Annotated in this window: 16 protein-coding genes and 3 tRNA genes; 4 read left to right on the top strand and 15 right to left on the bottom strand. The window is 45.9% G+C overall.

Annotated features, from left to right (window positions below; genetic code table 11):
- Nucleotides 1–213: 213 nt before the first annotated feature.
- The 11 genes from VLG36_06100 to otsB all read right to left on the bottom strand — a co-directional run bounded on the left by VLG36_06100 (nucleotide 214) and on the right by otsB (nucleotide 9586).
- Nucleotides 214–582: a TIGR02611 family protein gene (locus VLG36_06100; GenBank protein HSW78341.1), complete on the bottom strand. Its 369-nt coding sequence runs from the start codon at nucleotides 580–582 to the stop codon at nucleotides 214–216.
- A 30-nt stretch (nucleotides 583–612) separates the two neighbouring features.
- On the bottom strand, nucleotides 613–1356 hold the full coding sequence (locus VLG36_06095) for an ABC transporter permease (protein HSW78340.1): 744 nt from the start codon (nucleotides 1354–1356) through the stop codon (nucleotides 613–615).
- A complete protein-coding gene (locus tag VLG36_06090; GenBank protein ID HSW78339.1) occupies nucleotides 1353–2072 on the bottom strand; it encodes an ABC transporter ATP-binding protein in 720 nt (239 codons plus the stop codon). Before VLG36_06090 ends, VLG36_06095 begins: the two co-directional genes overlap by 4 nt.
- 4 nt (nucleotides 2073–2076) lie before the next feature.
- Nucleotides 2077–2781: a hypothetical protein gene (locus VLG36_06085; GenBank protein HSW78338.1), complete on the bottom strand. Its 705-nt coding sequence runs from the start codon at nucleotides 2779–2781 to the stop codon at nucleotides 2077–2079.
- Between the two features lie 34 nt (nucleotides 2782–2815).
- Nucleotides 2816–3877 (bottom strand): hypothetical protein, encoded by a 1062-nt coding sequence (locus VLG36_06080; GenBank protein HSW78337.1) that lies wholly within the window; start codon nucleotides 3875–3877, stop codon nucleotides 2816–2818.
- 48 nt (nucleotides 3878–3925) lie between these two features.
- Nucleotides 3926–4177 carry a DUF1653 domain-containing protein gene (locus tag VLG36_06075; GenBank protein HSW78336.1) on the bottom strand — a complete coding sequence of 84 codons (252 nt, stop codon included), beginning with the start codon at nucleotides 4175–4177 and terminating at the stop codon, nucleotides 3926–3928.
- Between the two features lie 3 nt (nucleotides 4178–4180).
- Nucleotides 4181–6199, bottom strand: coding sequence for an NAD-dependent DNA ligase LigA (gene ligA / locus VLG36_06070; GenBank protein HSW78335.1), 2019 nt, complete (start codon nucleotides 6197–6199; stop codon nucleotides 4181–4183).
- The gene (locus tag VLG36_06065) at nucleotides 6177–7283 is read right to left on the bottom strand and encodes a hypothetical protein (GenBank protein ID HSW78334.1); all 1107 of its coding nucleotides are present in this window, start codon (nucleotides 7281–7283) and stop codon (nucleotides 6177–6179) included. Before VLG36_06065 ends, ligA begins: the two co-directional genes overlap by 23 nt.
- Before the next feature lie 13 nt (nucleotides 7284–7296).
- Nucleotides 7297–8178 (bottom strand): zinc metalloprotease HtpX, encoded by an 882-nt coding sequence (gene htpX, locus VLG36_06060; protein HSW78333.1) that lies wholly within the window; start codon nucleotides 8176–8178, stop codon nucleotides 7297–7299.
- 17 nt (nucleotides 8179–8195) lie between these two features.
- Complete coding sequence (locus VLG36_06055; protein ID HSW78332.1) at nucleotides 8196–8753, bottom strand: LemA family protein; 558 nt, start codon at nucleotides 8751–8753, stop codon at nucleotides 8196–8198.
- An 83-nt stretch (nucleotides 8754–8836) separates the two neighbouring features.
- Complete coding sequence (gene otsB, locus VLG36_06050) at nucleotides 8837–9586, bottom strand: trehalose-phosphatase (protein ID HSW78331.1); 750 nt, start codon at nucleotides 9584–9586, stop codon at nucleotides 8837–8839.
- Between the two features lie 35 nt (nucleotides 9587–9621).
- On the opposite strand from otsB, the gene VLG36_06045 reads away from it, so the two are divergent.
- Both VLG36_06045 and VLG36_06040 read left to right on the top strand, forming a co-directional pair.
- Entirely contained in the window at nucleotides 9622–10974 is a 1353-nt protein-coding gene (locus VLG36_06045) for a trehalose-6-phosphate synthase (GenBank protein ID HSW78330.1), read from the top strand.
- Nucleotides 10975–11049: 75 nt separating this feature from the next.
- A complete protein-coding gene (locus VLG36_06040; protein HSW78329.1) occupies nucleotides 11050–11307 on the top strand; it encodes a hypothetical protein in 258 nt (85 codons plus the stop codon).
- Nucleotides 11308–11420: 113 nt separating this feature from the next.
- On the opposite strand, the gene VLG36_06035 is transcribed toward VLG36_06040, so the two are convergent.
- Both VLG36_06035 and VLG36_06030 read right to left on the bottom strand, forming a co-directional pair.
- Nucleotides 11421–11508, bottom strand: a tRNA-Leu gene (locus VLG36_06035).
- A gap of 8 nt (nucleotides 11509–11516) precedes the next feature.
- Nucleotides 11517–11590 (bottom strand) — tRNA-Cys (locus VLG36_06030).
- Between the two features lie 168 nt (nucleotides 11591–11758).
- On the opposite strand from VLG36_06030, the gene VLG36_06025 reads away from it, so the two are divergent.
- Nucleotides 11759–11920 carry a hypothetical protein gene (locus VLG36_06025; GenBank protein HSW78328.1) on the top strand — a complete coding sequence of 54 codons (162 nt, stop codon included), beginning with the start codon at nucleotides 11759–11761 and terminating at the stop codon, nucleotides 11918–11920.
- A gap of 383 nt (nucleotides 11921–12303) precedes the next feature.
- On the opposite strand, the gene VLG36_06020 is transcribed toward VLG36_06025, so the two are convergent.
- Together VLG36_06020 and VLG36_06015 are read right to left on the bottom strand one after the other, a co-directional pair.
- A complete protein-coding gene (locus tag VLG36_06020; GenBank protein ID HSW78327.1) occupies nucleotides 12304–12909 on the bottom strand; it encodes a hypothetical protein in 606 nt (201 codons plus the stop codon).
- Between the two features lie 163 nt (nucleotides 12910–13072).
- Nucleotides 13073–13196 (bottom strand) — tRNA-Leu (locus VLG36_06015).
- A 646-nt stretch (nucleotides 13197–13842) separates the two neighbouring features.
- Here VLG36_06015 and VLG36_06010 point away from each other — a divergent pair.
- A complete protein-coding gene (locus tag VLG36_06010; protein ID HSW78326.1) occupies nucleotides 13843–15087 on the top strand; it encodes a hypothetical protein in 1245 nt (414 codons plus the stop codon).
- Nucleotides 15088–15092 lie beyond the last annotated feature (5 nt).

Below are 15092 nucleotides of genomic sequence, written 5' to 3'. Positions count from 1 at the left end.
GGATTGAATGCGTCTTTGACTATCTTAAAGAACATCTCTTCTTACAGAGTTCGTTTCCCCGCTCGGTGAACGGCTACGCCGTTCACTACATCCGAACATTGCTCGCGTACCAGCTTATGTGGGGGTTTTGAGACTCAGGTTTTAGAGGTATGCCCAAAAGCTTCGCAAGGTGATCGGCTTTATGTTGATTACCTGTTACAAAAATAGGTTGTTTCATTTAGTAAAAAATCCTAGCGGCGAATGAAGCCACGTTATATTAAAATGCAAGATATTATCCATGACACCAAACATGTTAAGCAGCCATAATGTCATAGCGACAATAAGACCCGTTAAAGCAAGCACTATCGCCCGAATTACAACTGACTGGCGTTTGAGCCACACTTGCCATTTATCGTACCCGCCTTTTACCTTATCCAACAATCGCTGCGCCCAGGCAAACTCGGTCGCAAGTATCGCTAAGCCTGCGAATACAATCAGCCAACCAGGACCAGGATACGGAATAGCTACGACACCAACAAGTAGTATGATACCGCCAACAAGTGCCGTCGCCCCACGTTTTGCCTGTTTTTTAACTTTATCCATACGCTAATGGTACCTTATATTTAGCTTTTTTTAGTGAGTCTTTCGCCGTAATGTCAGACCAGCAAGCAGTACGGCTACGACCGCACAGCTTAAAACGACCCATAGATCACGCCAGGCATCACTAGTAATAGCGCTATTGGTCGCGACGCTCGTAAGCGCATCAAGTGCATAGGTTAACGGTAGAAAATATGCTATTTTTTCCAGCAGATCGGGCATTTGAGTGAGTGGTACTAATAAACCACCTACTAATAGCTGTGGGAAAATAAAGGCTGGCATAAACTGCACAGCCTGAAACTCAGTCTGAGCAAATGCGCTCAAACAAATACCAAGCGCCGTACCAAGCAACGCATCCGCAACAGCCATCAGCACCATAAACCAGTCTGGACCTGCAATATTTAGGCCAAGTCCATAGATAACGAGCGAGCTGGCGATAAGCGCCTGGAAAATCGCCACCGTACCAAAGGTAATCATATAACCAAGGACCAAGTCGAGCTTTCCTATTGGCATAGTCATAAGTCGCTCCATAGTACCGCTCATACGCTCACGAAGAGTCGTTATTGAGGTGATGAGAAACATGATTGTAAATGGAAACAACCCTAAAAAGTCTGGTGCAATGTGGTGAAAAACATTCAGCGTATCGTTATAGAGCCAGCGAAGCAACGATAGCAATATACATGGCACAATAAAAATTAACGCGAGCGTACGCGGGTCATGAGACAATTGTCGCATAATGCGGCCAGTCGTCGCCAAGGTTGCTTTAACGTGATACATCATTTTGACCTCTCGTTCACTTTTGCGATGAATGCATCTTCGACAGTTTTTGTACCCGTTTCCTTAAGCAAGCTTACGCGGGTGTTGCTCCAAATAAGCTCGCTATTGCGCATCAGAAGTAACCACTCGCATCGTTCAGCCTCATCCATAACGTGACTTGAAATAAGGAGTGTTTTGCCTTTTGCGGCCAGTTCACCAAAAAGATTCCAGAGATCGCGTCGAAGCAGAGGGTCAAGTCCAACCGTCGGCTCATCCAACACAAGCAAATCGGGATCACCCAGTAGCGCCACACCAAGCGAAACACGCGCCTGTTGCCCACCTGATAAATCTTTTACCAAACTATGTCTGAAGTCACCAAGCTGAACCTCTTCGATTACCTTTTGAACTTGCTGCTTGCTCGCTTTTGCTAGTACACCAAAATAGCGAAGGTTTTGCGCAACGGTAAGATCGTTATAGACAGCAGGCGCCTGAGTAACGTAACCGAGGCGATGACGAAGTTCCGGTACTCCAGCCGGCTCACCGAGCACCTGCAAAGCACCGCTTTTAATCGCTTGGACTCCTACAATAGAGCGCATAAGCGTTGTTTTACCAGAACCGCTCGGTCCAATCAAACCAATAATCATTCCCGACGGAATAGAAAAACTAATATCCTTAAGGATCAGCTTGTGATCTTTTTCTACAACTACATTCGCGGTGGCGATACTAGGTCGTTTCATCATAGTCTTATTCTACCGCTTTATAGTAGCGCGGTACTACCAAAGTTGTAAGCATTACAGCCAGAATGACGGCAAAACCACACATAATCGACGGAATCCCAGCAAGCGTTGAGGGGTCGGCAAGATTTGCAGCCGTTGTAGGCAAAATAAATGCCATGTATCCAAGCGCAAGAAGTATTAGTGCATCTTTGCGACTGCGTGCCTTCATTGCCTGTGCGGCCTTAAAAGCATAGCCAACCGTCAGAAGTAGCAGACCGTAATAATACGCCGCGTATGGTCCGGTTGCCCATGGGGCTATCGTAAAAATTACATAATTCCCAAGGCAAATTTGGCTGCTCATGCCATGACCTACGAATAAAAATATAGTCGTGAATACTGCGGCACTCGCATACCCCAGCACAACGAGTGCAGTACGCTTCTGCCGAGCAATCTTAACTGCCAAATGAAGACCAAGTGGCGGAAGTGGGGTGATAGCAACATAGCCGATACGAGCCCAAGCAAGACTATTAACACCCCAAGCACCTTCACATACGTTATATTCAGCAAGCTGAAAAACCGCCAACCCGAGCAAGATAAAAATAGCTAGTCGAGCAACTGGAGCCGTCTTGTATTTGAGGAACACAAAGCCCGCACCAATAATTTCGATAAAAAACGTAGCCAGCATAACTGGCGGAGAAAAACAGTAGAATCTATCAGTCTTGAGGTAGCGCATACCTATACTTTACCACATAAAGTATATGCTTTGATTACGAAGCCACCGCGAGACCACCAATACGTCTTGCAAAGCTACCCGACCGCGTATGAGGCACGACGTCACATTTTTCGATATCGCGACAATGATGCGGTACATCTGGCTCGTCCGATAGCTGATGCCGCGCAAGATGTATAATTGTGTCGGTCATCTTTTCAAGTTCGCGCTTACCACTCGATCGCAGCGTACCATCATGTTCTTGCAAGAATAGTACAACGGTATCAATCGGCGAGGTACTATCTTTCTTAAATAAATGGATTCGCCCATTAATAATAGCTGCTGTATATCGTTGATAGTGTTTTTCTTTTGGCCGCGCTTTCGACTCGAGTGTCGTCACGCCCATAATATCACCCCACTGAAGGTGTAATAACTCAATATCGTGCGTCTCTTCCCTATGGTACAATCCGCTATCTGCTCTTGCGATCGCAGGCATTGCAACAAGCGTTGGACTCTGAAGTCTGTTGACAGCAAGCATGGCATTTAGCTCATGTGCAAGGCCAACATGAGGACCAGCTTCTTCTATCCTGCCTTGTTTCTCCATATCCTGAAGTGCTGAGGCATTAGTAGCTGCCAAAAAAAGAATATCGCTATAGAGTTGTCTACGTGTCTGTTTGGTAATATCACCGCCAATCATATCGCGCATTAGAGGGATAAAAACCTCAGCCAGTTGCAAACGTGTTGAGTTGGCATTATGACTATCTAATTCTAGATGCTGGCGTACATTACGCACATGTTGGAGTTGGATCGCCTTATCCCAGACCTGCACCGCCTGACCTAGATATGCTATTCTTTCTTCCTGTGGACGATCATGCGCAACCAACGCTGCCTCGGCACTCGCCCAGCCTGCCACCGAAAGATATTCAACACAGGTTGAATCCACAAGATCATGATGAACTGCCAATAAATCGTCCGCAGCTCTCGCATCAGCAAAACGCTTGTCCATTTGCATGTAGCTAAGATAAGTCGGATCATCAAAAAAACCGACTGATTTCAGTCGGTTTTGATTGTCAGTATGCATGACGGCATCAAGACTTGTCTTGTCTGCTGTTTCGGTCATTGGGGGAAAAAGCTTAGCCACTAATTATAGTTTAGCACACCTCAGCGGCTAGTCGTCAAGTACAGCGAGCTTCTCAAAACGCGGAACAATACTACCATCCACATTCACCGTTTCAGTAAACATGGCGTGGGGGCGAATCCACATTTCTGGCAAGTCATCTTTATGTTCAAATGGCGCATACACTACGTAATATTCGTGTTTTTCTGTATGACAACCAACACCCAGAACCCGATATTTGTTCCCTTTATAGTGCTTATATACGCCAATTTCTATTGTTGGTTTATCGTCAAATTCACCCATGATTTACCCTAACAAGTTTATTAATTCAGTTTCGTTAATTATTTTAGTTCCGTAGCTCTGAGCTTTTTTGAGCTTACTCTCACCCACCTTGCCGCCAGCAACCAAGTAGGTCGTATCTTTTGCAACCGAGGTTTGGAAAGCACCACCCAACGCACGTATTTTATCAGCAGCATCGTCCCGACTCATGCTTTCAAGGGTTCCTGTCACGACAAAGTTCATTCCTGCTAATTTGCCTGATTTTCTTTCGTAGTGTGGCATAACATCCAGTGATTTAAACTTTTCAAGAAGCAGCTCATTATCTGGATCCGCAAACCATGCAGCAATACTCTCCGCCACCACATCGCCAACACCATCAATTGCAAGCAGTTGATCCATTGTTGCCTGTTGCAGATTGTCCATAGACTGGAATGCATTAGCTAGATCCACTGCTGTTTGTGAGCCGACATGACGAATTCCGAGCCCGTAGATAAACTTTTCAAGAATAGGTTCTTTTTTAGCTTGAATAGCGTTCATAAGCTTTGCAGCAGAAATCTCTGCAAACCGGTCAAGCGAAAGAAGTTGTTGTTTAGTAAGCGTGTAAATATCCGCAAGATCCTGCACCAATCCAGCATCAACGAGAGTCGTAACATTCTTTTCACCAAGCGTATCAATATCAAGTGCGCCCTTAGAAGCAAAGTGCTCGAGTGCGCGCTTTAGAAGAAGCGGACCGGTCGCACCTTTTACACGGTAAACCGCCTCGCCTTCTGGTCGATCAAACTCGAGTTCAGGGTACTGCTCGGCAAGCAGTGTTTCGTATGCGACTTTTTTTGCGGTCTTAGGACGAAGTTCAATCACAACATTTTTAACTTGCGGAATGATGTCACCAGCTTTAAATATAATAACCGTATCACCAATCCGAACATCAAGACGCTCAATCTCATCCGCATTATGCAAACTGGCATGCTGCACAGTTGTACCCGCAACAACCACTGGATCAAATACCGCAACAGGCGTTGCTGCACCAGTACGCCCAATACTAATAACGATATCTTTTACGATAGTTGTCGCCTGCTCAGCCGCATATTTGTAGGCTACAGCACCACGAGGTTGTTTACCTACAACACCTAGTGATGCGTACTGCGCGCGGTCGTTAACCTTTATAACCAAACCATCCGTATTGAACGGGAGATCGGCTCGCTTTTGATCCCATTCATCCACAAATTTCATGACATCGCTTAGTTTGGTAAAAATCGATGCTTGCATATTACGATTAAGACCAAGGGCCGTAATAGTTTCGTACGCGTACATATTCGTCGGTACTTCCTTAGGATCTGCACGAAGCAGATCATACGCTCTAAATGATAGAGGGCGTGCCGCAACTAATTTAGGATCTAGTTGACGAATCGTACCGGCAGCTAAATTTCGAGGATTCGCAAAAAGAGGTTCGCCGGCTGCTTCACGTTTTTTGTTAAGAGATGCGAAGTCTTTTTTAAGCATGACAATTTCGCCGCGAATTTCTGTGCGACCTTTTAGAAAATGCTCATAGCCATGTACTTCACGAAGTCTCAGCGGTACATTTTTAATTGTACGCACATTTGAAGTTACGTCTTCACCTATAAAACTATCACCGCGAGTTACCGCTTGTGTGAAAATTCCATCGATATATATGAGTGCACAGGCTAGACCGTCCATTTTAATATCTGCAAAAAATTCGTGTTGGCTACCTGGAAGGAGTTTATCCATACGCTCTACCCAGGCCTCGACATCACCACGGTCAAACACATCGTTGAGACTCAGCATACGGCTTGAGTGCTGAACTTTCTGAAAGCCACCAAGAAGCTCATTGCCGACTCGCTGTGTCAAGCTATCCTGCGTAACTAGTTCAGGGTGCTCAGCTTCAATCTTTTTAAGCTCATGAAACAAGCTATCGTATACCGCATCGTCAACCGATGGATTGTCGAGTACATGGTATTCATAGCTATAGCGTGCCAATAGTTCACGCAGCTCTTTTACACGCTCCTTAGGCTGGTGCTGCATCGTCATCAACAACCTTTCTGTAAAACAAGTAGATATAGCTTGCGGCCCAAATTGTAGTAATCGTGCCCATTACAAGTAACCCGATAGGAACAGTTGGCACCCAATTGATAATCGGAAGGATTCCTTTTATCCAGGCGTCAAGCAAAATAAGCGGTACCATGACCACGCACCATCCAAGTGCCGTAACAATAAGTAACCAAATCATTCGGAACATAATACGAAGACGTCGGCCAATCACTAGATCACCCGCCGCTTGAATTGCTTCCATCGGATATTTACCCGGTAATGTCACGACGATGAGTGCAAAAAACGTACTAGTGATCCAATATAGAGACAGAAGTACAAGGAGCGCTTCAACGAACCAAAACACCATCGACTCAACGCCGCCGTCGAATACACCGTATGGAGTCAACGCACTCAACGCAAGCACGCCAACAATGACCGGCAGCAATTGGACAACAAGCAATAGACCCACTATAAATGTTGGCAAAATAGGCGCACCGGCATTGTAAAGCGCGTCACGAAGCCGTGGCTTACGTCCATTTTGCAGCGCTCGTAGCAACCACACCGTTGTAAGCCACGTAAAGAATATCACAATCACTGCATATATCTGTTGAGCTTGCGTCAGGTTGGTATTTAGGTCACCCATCACGCCAGTCGCAAGCAAAAGTCCAGCTTTGCCGAGCTGTCCCCAGTTCCCCTTAAAAACTTCACCACTTGTTTGACGAAGCGTATCACTTAACTGCGTATAGGTATCCTGCGAGGCAAGTCCCAATAGAGATGCTGTGAGAACCCCATAAATAATAAGCAAGCCAAAGAATAGTTTCTTGTGTTGCCAAATGGTTTTGCGCACATAGTTCGTAAACGCCCAGTAGCCAGGTAGCTTAAATGATCGAGTATAATCACGGCGATACGTTCGCTTAAAGCTACGGTGCGGCCTTCGCTTTGAAAGCATTTTAGATCGAGAAACAGATGTTCGAAATAGATTTTTTACCGCACGTAGATATCTGGTGCCAGTTTCGTCCGATTTGACAACAGACTGCTTAGCGATCTGTTTTACCTTTTTAATGGGTTTCTTCTTTTCTGGCATTACAGACTCACAGTTAAAATTTATTGGCGTTCTGGCGCAAACGTGCGATACGATCTTCGAGTGGCGGATGAGTACTAAATAGTTTACTGAATCCTCCCGGTTTTAACGGATTGCTAAAAAATAGATGCGCCGATGCAGTGTTTTGTCTACGCAACGGGCGGCCAAACTGCTGTAATTTTTCAAGTGCATTCGCCAAGCCTTCTGGATCACGTGTCGCCATGACTCCGCTAGCATCGGCTAGATACTCACGCTGGCGACTGATGGCCATCTGAATCATGGCAGCAATAATAGGAGCAAGGATAATCAATACGATACCAATAACCATCACGATCGGATTGTTATTATCGTTGTTGCGGCGGTCTCCCCCAAAGAACATCATGCGAAGTGCAATATCTGAAAGAATACCAATAGCACTTACAAGCCCAAAGGCAATCATGCTAACGCGAATATCATAATTACGCACATGACTAATTTCATGTGCCATAACCGCCTCAAGTTCACGGTCGTTCATGATATCCAATATTCCTGAGGTAGCAGCAACAACTGCATGCTGAGGGTCGCGGCCGGTCGCAAACGCATTTGGTGCGGGATCATCGATAATATAGACTTTCGGCATCGGCATACCCGTCGCGATAGTTAGATTTTCAACAATCCTATAGAAACGAGGATTATCCTTTTTTTCGATTTCTGTTGCGCCGTTAAGTGCCAATGCCAGCTTACTTGCGACGAAATACTGAATAAGTGCATAAATAGCTGCGACGGCTATAACCCAATACGCAATCGAACGATCACCGTTCAGGTAGCTAATTGCCCATCCAACAGCTCCAATAAGTCCAACAAACACGGCCATAATGATGACCGTGTTACGTTTGTTGGCCGCAATTGCGCTATACATAGTTGTTTAGTAACCTACTAAAACTTTACTTCAACAGGCTGCTCAACTTGCGCCATGTCTTCTACTTCAAAGAATTCGCGTGATTTAAAACCGAGCATACCGGCGAAAATATTGTTAGGGAAAATTTGAATCTTAGTATTGAGATCCCGAACGCCACCATTATAAAAACGACGAGCAGCCTGGATTTTATCTTCAGTGTCTACAAGTTCTTGCTGCAACTGCATGAAGTTCTGGTTTGCTTTAAGGTCTGGGTAGGCCTCTGCAACAGCAAACAAACTCTTTAGTGCGCCTTCAAACTGATTTTCGGCAGCCGCTGTTTCTTTAACACCTTTTGCGTTTAAGGCATTTGCACGAGCTTCTGTGACTTTTTCAAAAACGCCTGATTCGTGAGCTGCGTAACCCTTAACACTATTAACGAGGTTAGGAATAAGATCCAAACGACGCTTAAGCTGAACGGTAATGTCGCTCCATGCTTCATCCACACGCACCTTTAATGTAACGAGTCCGTTGTAGGTTGTCCATAAAAATATCGCTAGAAGTACTACGATACCTATGATTACCCAGATTGCGATCATTTTCTTATATTCCCCTTAAATTGCTTGGTTTATTGTGCCTTCATTATACCATTTTTTGTACAAAAACCGTAGGAGATAACCGTCTAGGAGGCGACCAAATGCCGAAGAAGTGTCATAAATTCAGGTTGCGTCTCAACCCGATAGCGTGCGGCGGTATCACCCTTACCCACCTTTATGGTAACTACGTTCGACGGCAGGGATTCAAACATCGATTCATCTGTTACATCATCACCAGCGGCGAGGATAAAATCCCAGTCACCCGTATCTATCCATCTTTTGGCAGCGCTACCCTTATCTACGCCCAGAGGAACGACCTCTACTACCTTTTTGCCATGGAGAACGCGAAGGTTAGCCTTTTTTGCAAGTGGCTCTAATTCCTCAATGAGCTGTACTATAATCTGTGCGGCAGCGACCTGATCTGCCTTACGGTAATGAAGGCCCACGCTTGCTGTCTTTTGTTCCATGAAAGAGCCGGGGAGCTGCGTCACGTACGTAGCCATGATCTGTTCAATGTCAGATTTCCAGACGGTCGCAACTTCAGATAGCTGCTGCCACGTACCGTACGGATCCTTACACCAAAGTCCATGCTCTGCCGTAAAACCTAAAGGCAAATCACCAAGCCAATCTTCAAGTGTTTTATACTGACGACCACTTATAATCACGCATGTCGTATGTTCATCCGAAGTAAGCTGTTTTAGTAACGAAAGTGTCTCGACAGATGGCGCTGCAAGTTCAGGTAAATCAACGATAGGAGCAAGAACACCATCGTAATCAAGCAGTAGAAGTCGCTTTGACGACTTCTTATACAACCCTATAACTGTCTCATTATGCATTGGTTTTAGTATAAATCATGCTATCGTAAATATACATGGTCCAACGACTCATTATTGTGTCTAACCGACTGCCTGTCAGCGTTCAAGACGAACGCGGTAAACTTTCGTTATCACGTAGTAGCGGCGGTCTCGCAACGGCACTTTCCTCTCTTTTTGACGAGAACAGCTCTACATGGGTAGGCTGGAATGGTATGCGGCGACATCTAAGTCAGAAAGAACTCGCATCACTCGACATACCGCCATTTATTTGTCCGATTAATCTTACTGCCCCAGAAATAACCGCCTATTACGATACATTTGCTAATGGGATTTTATGGCCACTCGCGCATGGCATAGCGCCGACGGCTACACACTCAACCACAGCGAAAAAAGATGTTCATAAGGTAATGCGGCTCTTTGCTAATGCGATAGAATCGATAGTTACCCCTGACGATATTATATGGATTCACGACTACCATCTTTTCTTACTACCTCATGAACTGCGTCGTCGGGGAATTCACAATAAAATTGGATTTTTTCTTCATACACCTTTTTTTCCCGAGTCCACACTGCAAAAGGTCCCTTTACTTGATGAAATATTAACAAGTCTTATGGATACAGATGTAATTGGTCTACAGGTACAACGTGACGTCCACAGATTTCACACCGCTCTAAAAGCAAGAGACATAGCATTACCTCCACACGTCAGCGTCCAGGCGTTCCCTATCGGTATCGATTTTGACAGTTTTGATAAACAAAATACTGCACCCGATGTTCAGGAGCATGTCCGAGATATCAAGAAACGATTTGAAAGATATAAGATTGTATTTTCACTCTCACGTCTCGACTACACCAAAGGCATTATTACGCAACTTGAGGCTTTTGAACGCTTTTTGTCCCGACACCCTGGGCGTAAAATAGTCTACCGATTAAATGTTGCACCATCACGAGAGGCAGTATTAGAGTACGAAGAGCTTAAAAAGGATATCGTCAAAAAAGTTACTGCCATCAACTTAAGATTTGCAACAAAAACTTGGCAGCCAGTTGTCTATACCTATGAGAATATCGGGCTTCATGAGATTTGCGCCTGGTATCAGGTAGCCGACGTTCACCTAAACATACCAATTGCCGATGGCATGAATCTCGTCGCCAAAGAGTACATCGCTGCGCGAAGACAGCCGGGAAGCCTCATCATTAGCAACACAATGGGAGCAGCGACGCAGCTGAAAGCGAGCATGATCATTCCACCAAATGATCCACAAGCGGCCGCCGATGCCATAGAACAAGCTTTCGCTATGTCTCAAGAAGAAAAAAAACAGCGTTGGACCACTCTTCGTCATGAGGTAAAGGAACATCAAGCCTCTGAGTGGGCTCAGAATTTTCTCTCCTCCCTTGATAAAAGTTTTTGATTTCATATAATACTACTTGACTTTTTTTATTTTTGTAGTATAGTAGAAGTAAGTCTCACCGAGAAGGAGTATATAATGCTCGACGAACTCGCCATCGAAGGCACCGTCGCTCACTACCCCTACCGCACGGCGCTGGCGGCCGACATCTTCCTGCGGCTTCCGCGCGCGCTCACGGAGGCCCTCGAAGCGCAGCTGGCCAAGACGGCTGAAGTGCGCGTCGACAACCACACCACCTACAGCATCACGGACGACATCGGAGGTTCGACGGTCTACGTCACCTTCACCGACTTCACCGCGATGTTCGGGCACAACGTGCGCGAAGAAAGGTGGTAACCGGCATACGCCGGATCGGCCTCGTGAAGAAGACTTCGGTCTTCGGATCGAGGCCTTCTTTATGCACCTTTAATACAAAGAAAATAGCCCGAAATAACTCGGGCTATTTTCTTTGGTGCGCAGAGCGGGACTTGAACCCGCACGGCCGTTATGGCCAAGAGATTTTAAGTCTCTCGTGTCTACCGATTCCACCATCCGCGCACGAAAAATGGAGGCACGTATGGGAGTCGAACCCATTTAAAAGGTTTTGCAGACCTCCACGTAACCGTTCCGTCAACGCGCCGTCTAGGATATTATACCATCCTTCCCAAAAACAGAGGTTGATTTCATGTGGGCTTCACAGTACCCTCTTTTAGCTTGACAGGCTAAAAACAAATACTATATAAGTTAGACTGGCAATCGCCTACAGGCTAGAAGCCTATCCTCGATACTACGATACATTGGAGAAGCCATGACAGGTAACACTGGCAAAGCCGATCATGATACTAACCAAGATCCACCAAAGATGGAAGTGAAGTGGCTGCGCTATCTCGGGCTCCTCCTCATTCCTTTTCTCTTTCTGGTGCTGGTCGCTCTGGTGGTCATGATCTTCGGACACCCCTATATGCAGTAGTCGGGACTCTGTACGCAGACGCGATGCAATCGCGCCTGCGTACAGTAAGTTTTAGCTGAAACTCGAAGACATTAGCGTTGACCATAGAAAATGACCCAGACAAAATGTCTGGGTCATTTTCTATGGTGCGCCACATCGACCTATCGTGGAACACTATAGAACCTAGCCTGGTTTTGATGTACCAAAAGCTAAGTGACCTAGGATGGGTTTGTTATAACGACGAGATACATACTGTCGAGCCTGAAACCGAGGAGAGTCAATATCATGTGAACCGATCGGGGCAAGAACGCAACATTGATCTTATTACTTTTCAAGAAGCCTCTTTATTGGATCAAAATAATAATCTCTCCAATCCGCCCTAGCTATCCTTTATAGGTATATAGTTATGAATGCGGTTGTAAGAGTCTAAACTGTCGCTCAAGATCATGGCCTCGCAATAGTTCCGTTGCAGCCTGTAATTGCCCAGGCTCAACAGCAAGTAGCTCTAGGTCGGCCGTATCCTTAGGACGTTGCGTCATTTTTGCCATAGTACTTTTTCCGGCAGCGATAATTGCAGGATGCATAATCCTTACCGAATGTCCTTCGATATCACGAGGCAAGCTCAAGGCAACAATATACGGCCAGAGAGATGAAGGGTCTGCCAGCCCAGCTCCTCTCCCAAGCAACCAATGGTCTATCGACTTAACATCTATATATCTTCTGTCAGCAGGATCAATTCCGTCACTATGACCAAAATCAGTTTCCATGTCAGGGCTCAGACTGACTATATCAATGTCACTTGGATAGCCTTCTCTTCGCCCAGTTAAAGCCTGGACAGCAACACCGCTGTCGACGATCCATTCAGAGGTATCAGGGTAATGGTCAGTCAGAAAAGTAAGGCTATCAGACACCGTAAATTCCGGGTGATTCCGGAAGAACTCTGCTGCCTCGGGAGAGCGTGGTGGCTCAGGAGCGATAATTTTAAAGCCAGGGTCAGAATCTATTGTCATGAAAACAATTATACACAACTACAAATTATACACAACTACAGGATAAGCATATAATCACCAATCTTTAAGCAAGAGAGGACTTGAACCCATGCAACAGATACCAAATCGAAGACAAACAAAAAGTGCTCCATCGTGGAACACTTTTGTATCTTGAAATCTATCATGGTGCGCAGAGCGGGACTTGAACCCGCACGACCTAATGGTCAAGAGATTTTAAGTCTCTCGGGTGGACAACTATATTTTGAGATGAGCGTCTGTAGCGACTCATTGGTCATAGCCACAATCGCAGCAGATTTATCGATAATACGTCGCATGATGTATGCTTTGTGATCATCTGGATCGGGCAGGATAGTATGGAATGTTGTTACGAGTGGTCGCTCAAGATCGTCAATGAGTGAGAGGATATACTCGCCATCTTCGCCTCCATAAAGACCAAACTCATGCTGCAGGTTGACAATATCAGTTGAAGATCGGTTAATGTAACGTGCAGCATCGATATAATCACTCAGAACATGCTGAGAGATACGCATCTTCGCCTCCCACGGGTAAAGGTATTCTAGATCATCGAGAACAGCAATGATCTCAGAGAGTGCATGAGGGTTAAGGTTATTAATAGCCGTCGTTAGGTCCTTCGTAAATGTAGCGATGCCGCATCTTCGTGGAATGTACGATGAAATGTAAATCGTTCTAATTGCCTTCTGTTTTTGGGCCAGGGTCGTTACTAGACTGTCGTTGCGCATAAAGACTCCATAAGCGTGCCAAAACATGGCATGCCCTCCTATACTTACTCTTCTTATTATACTCCTTTCCGAAATTGTCAATGTGGATAAATTCACATTACAGCTAGATTCTGACATAACTTCATTAAAATGTAATAATGTCACCGCTTGAAATCCATTGAGCACATGCTTAAGATGACATATACTATCTTAGATGGCTTCTTTTAAGTTATTTTTCAATGCTCCCGCAACAACGTTCGCGCATCTTTTTAAACACTCACGAAAATGGTATATCATCATCTGTAGTGGAGGCATCGCTGGTCTCTTTATCATGTTCGTAGTGTACCAGAACATCCATGCTGAGCTATCCTTACAATCAGCTCGGCATTCGGACGATAAAGGCCAGCTGGGAACAGCGCAGTCGACACTTAACTCAACTAATCATCTCCTAGTGTTGCCAAGCTTGGTGAGCGGTCTCAACACAGAACAGGCCCGCAACAAGCAGCTCATCAGCAAACAGCACACTGAGGGTGGGGTCAACTCATCGCCAACAACTCAGATCAGTTCATCTGACAAGGGCTCTGCGACACCTCAAAAGACAACCCCTCAGCAAGCCATCAACAAAGGCGGCACGACTAAGGGTAATGCATCAACAAGTAAGTTGGGCGGTAGTGGTACTTCAAGCTCAACGGGAAGTGGCACTGGAGGTAGCGGAGGGACGACAGGCGGCAACACGACACCACCTCCGGGACCAATGGGCCATATTAGCGCTAGCCTTTCCGTGACGACGAGTGCCTACACGGCCTCTCAGTGTTCCATTAATCAGACAGTTCACTTCAGCGTTGATGGCAGTGGCAGCGTATCAGTCACTTGGAAGGTGCTGAGCAATCGAACGAGTGACTCCGTCTACAACCCGGTTACCTATAGCTTCAGCGCGGCGGGCAGTAATTCAGATAATGTTATCGCTGGCTGGCAGGGACTTGAGCCTGGCGACAGTTATCGTATTAGTGCCGTCGTCACCGACACTGCAGATTCGAGTATTACGACGACTGCAGGACCGTTTGTTGTCAGTTCATGCGCAGCACCACAACAACTCATGGTAGCAAACGGTACTTCCTATATGACACACATCACGCCCGGTACAATATCTAGCTCCCAGTATCATGATTCGATTTTTAGCAATGAGTGTAGCATGAGCTTCCAAGAACCTTTCAGTGTTGATGGAGCTGGTAGCGTACAAGCGGTATACGTTATTACGAGCGGCTCCTCAGGAGGTGCGACGCTCTACGGCAATACGCGCCATGACTTCCCGGGCGCCAGTAGTGACACCGATACATCCTACATCCGAATGCCGCATCTCAACAATGGTGATAGCTATACTATCAATGTCGCACTGTATGATCTCGCAAACCACTCTATCGTAGGAACAGCCGGGCCTATAACGAGTGGTTGTTCCTAGGTAAG

It is taken from the genome of Candidatus Chromulinivoraceae bacterium, from assembly GCA_035478595.1.
In the GTDB taxonomy this organism is placed as follows: domain Bacteria; phylum Patescibacteriota; class Saccharimonadia; order Saccharimonadales; family Saccharimonadaceae; genus CAMLKC01.
The sequence above is the reverse complement of the archived record's forward strand: the minus strand, read 5'-3'. Positions and strand labels throughout refer to the sequence as shown.

Excerpts from the sequence above, each read along its gene's own strand:
- VLG36_06100 (HSW78341.1), bottom strand. The coding sequence starts at position 582 with ATGGATAAAGTTAAAAAACAGGCAAAACGTGGGGCGACGGCACTTGTT.
- VLG36_06095 (HSW78340.1), bottom strand. The coding sequence starts at position 1,356 with ATGATGTATCACGTTAAAGCAACCTTGGCGACGACTGGCCGCATTATG.
- VLG36_06090 (HSW78339.1), bottom strand. The coding sequence starts at position 2,072 with ATGATGAAACGACCTAGTATCGCCACCGCGAATGTAGTTGTAGAAAAA.
- VLG36_06085 (HSW78338.1), bottom strand. The coding sequence starts at position 2,781 with ATGCGCTACCTCAAGACTGATAGATTCTACTGTTTTTCTCCGCCAGTT.
- VLG36_06080 (HSW78337.1), bottom strand. The coding sequence starts at position 3,877 with ATGACCGAAACAGCAGACAAGACAAGTCTTGATGCCGTCATGCATACT.
- VLG36_06075 (HSW78336.1), bottom strand. The coding sequence starts at position 4,177 with ATGGGTGAATTTGACGATAAACCAACAATAGAAATTGGCGTATATAAG.
- ligA (HSW78335.1), bottom strand. The coding sequence starts at position 6,199 with ATGACGATGCAGCACCAGCCTAAGGAGCGTGTAAAAGAGCTGCGTGAA.
- VLG36_06065 (HSW78334.1), bottom strand. The coding sequence starts at position 7,283 with ATGCCAGAAAAGAAGAAACCCATTAAAAAGGTAAAACAGATCGCTAAG.
- htpX (HSW78333.1), bottom strand. The coding sequence starts at position 8,178 with ATGTATAGCGCAATTGCGGCCAACAAACGTAACACGGTCATCATTATG.
- VLG36_06055 (HSW78332.1), bottom strand. The coding sequence starts at position 8,753 with ATGATCGCAATCTGGGTAATCATAGGTATCGTAGTACTTCTAGCGATA.
- otsB (HSW78331.1), bottom strand. The coding sequence starts at position 9,586 with ATGCATAATGAGACAGTTATAGGGTTGTATAAGAAGTCGTCAAAGCGA.
- VLG36_06045 (HSW78330.1), top strand. The coding sequence starts at position 9,622 with ATGGTCCAACGACTCATTATTGTGTCTAACCGACTGCCTGTCAGCGTT.
- VLG36_06040 (HSW78329.1), top strand. The coding sequence starts at position 11,050 with ATGCTCGACGAACTCGCCATCGAAGGCACCGTCGCTCACTACCCCTAC.
- VLG36_06025 (HSW78328.1), top strand. The coding sequence starts at position 11,759 with ATGACAGGTAACACTGGCAAAGCCGATCATGATACTAACCAAGATCCA.
- VLG36_06020 (HSW78327.1), bottom strand. The coding sequence starts at position 12,909 with ATGACAATAGATTCTGACCCTGGCTTTAAAATTATCGCTCCTGAGCCA.
- VLG36_06010 (HSW78326.1), top strand. The coding sequence starts at position 13,843 with ATGGCTTCTTTTAAGTTATTTTTCAATGCTCCCGCAACAACGTTCGCG.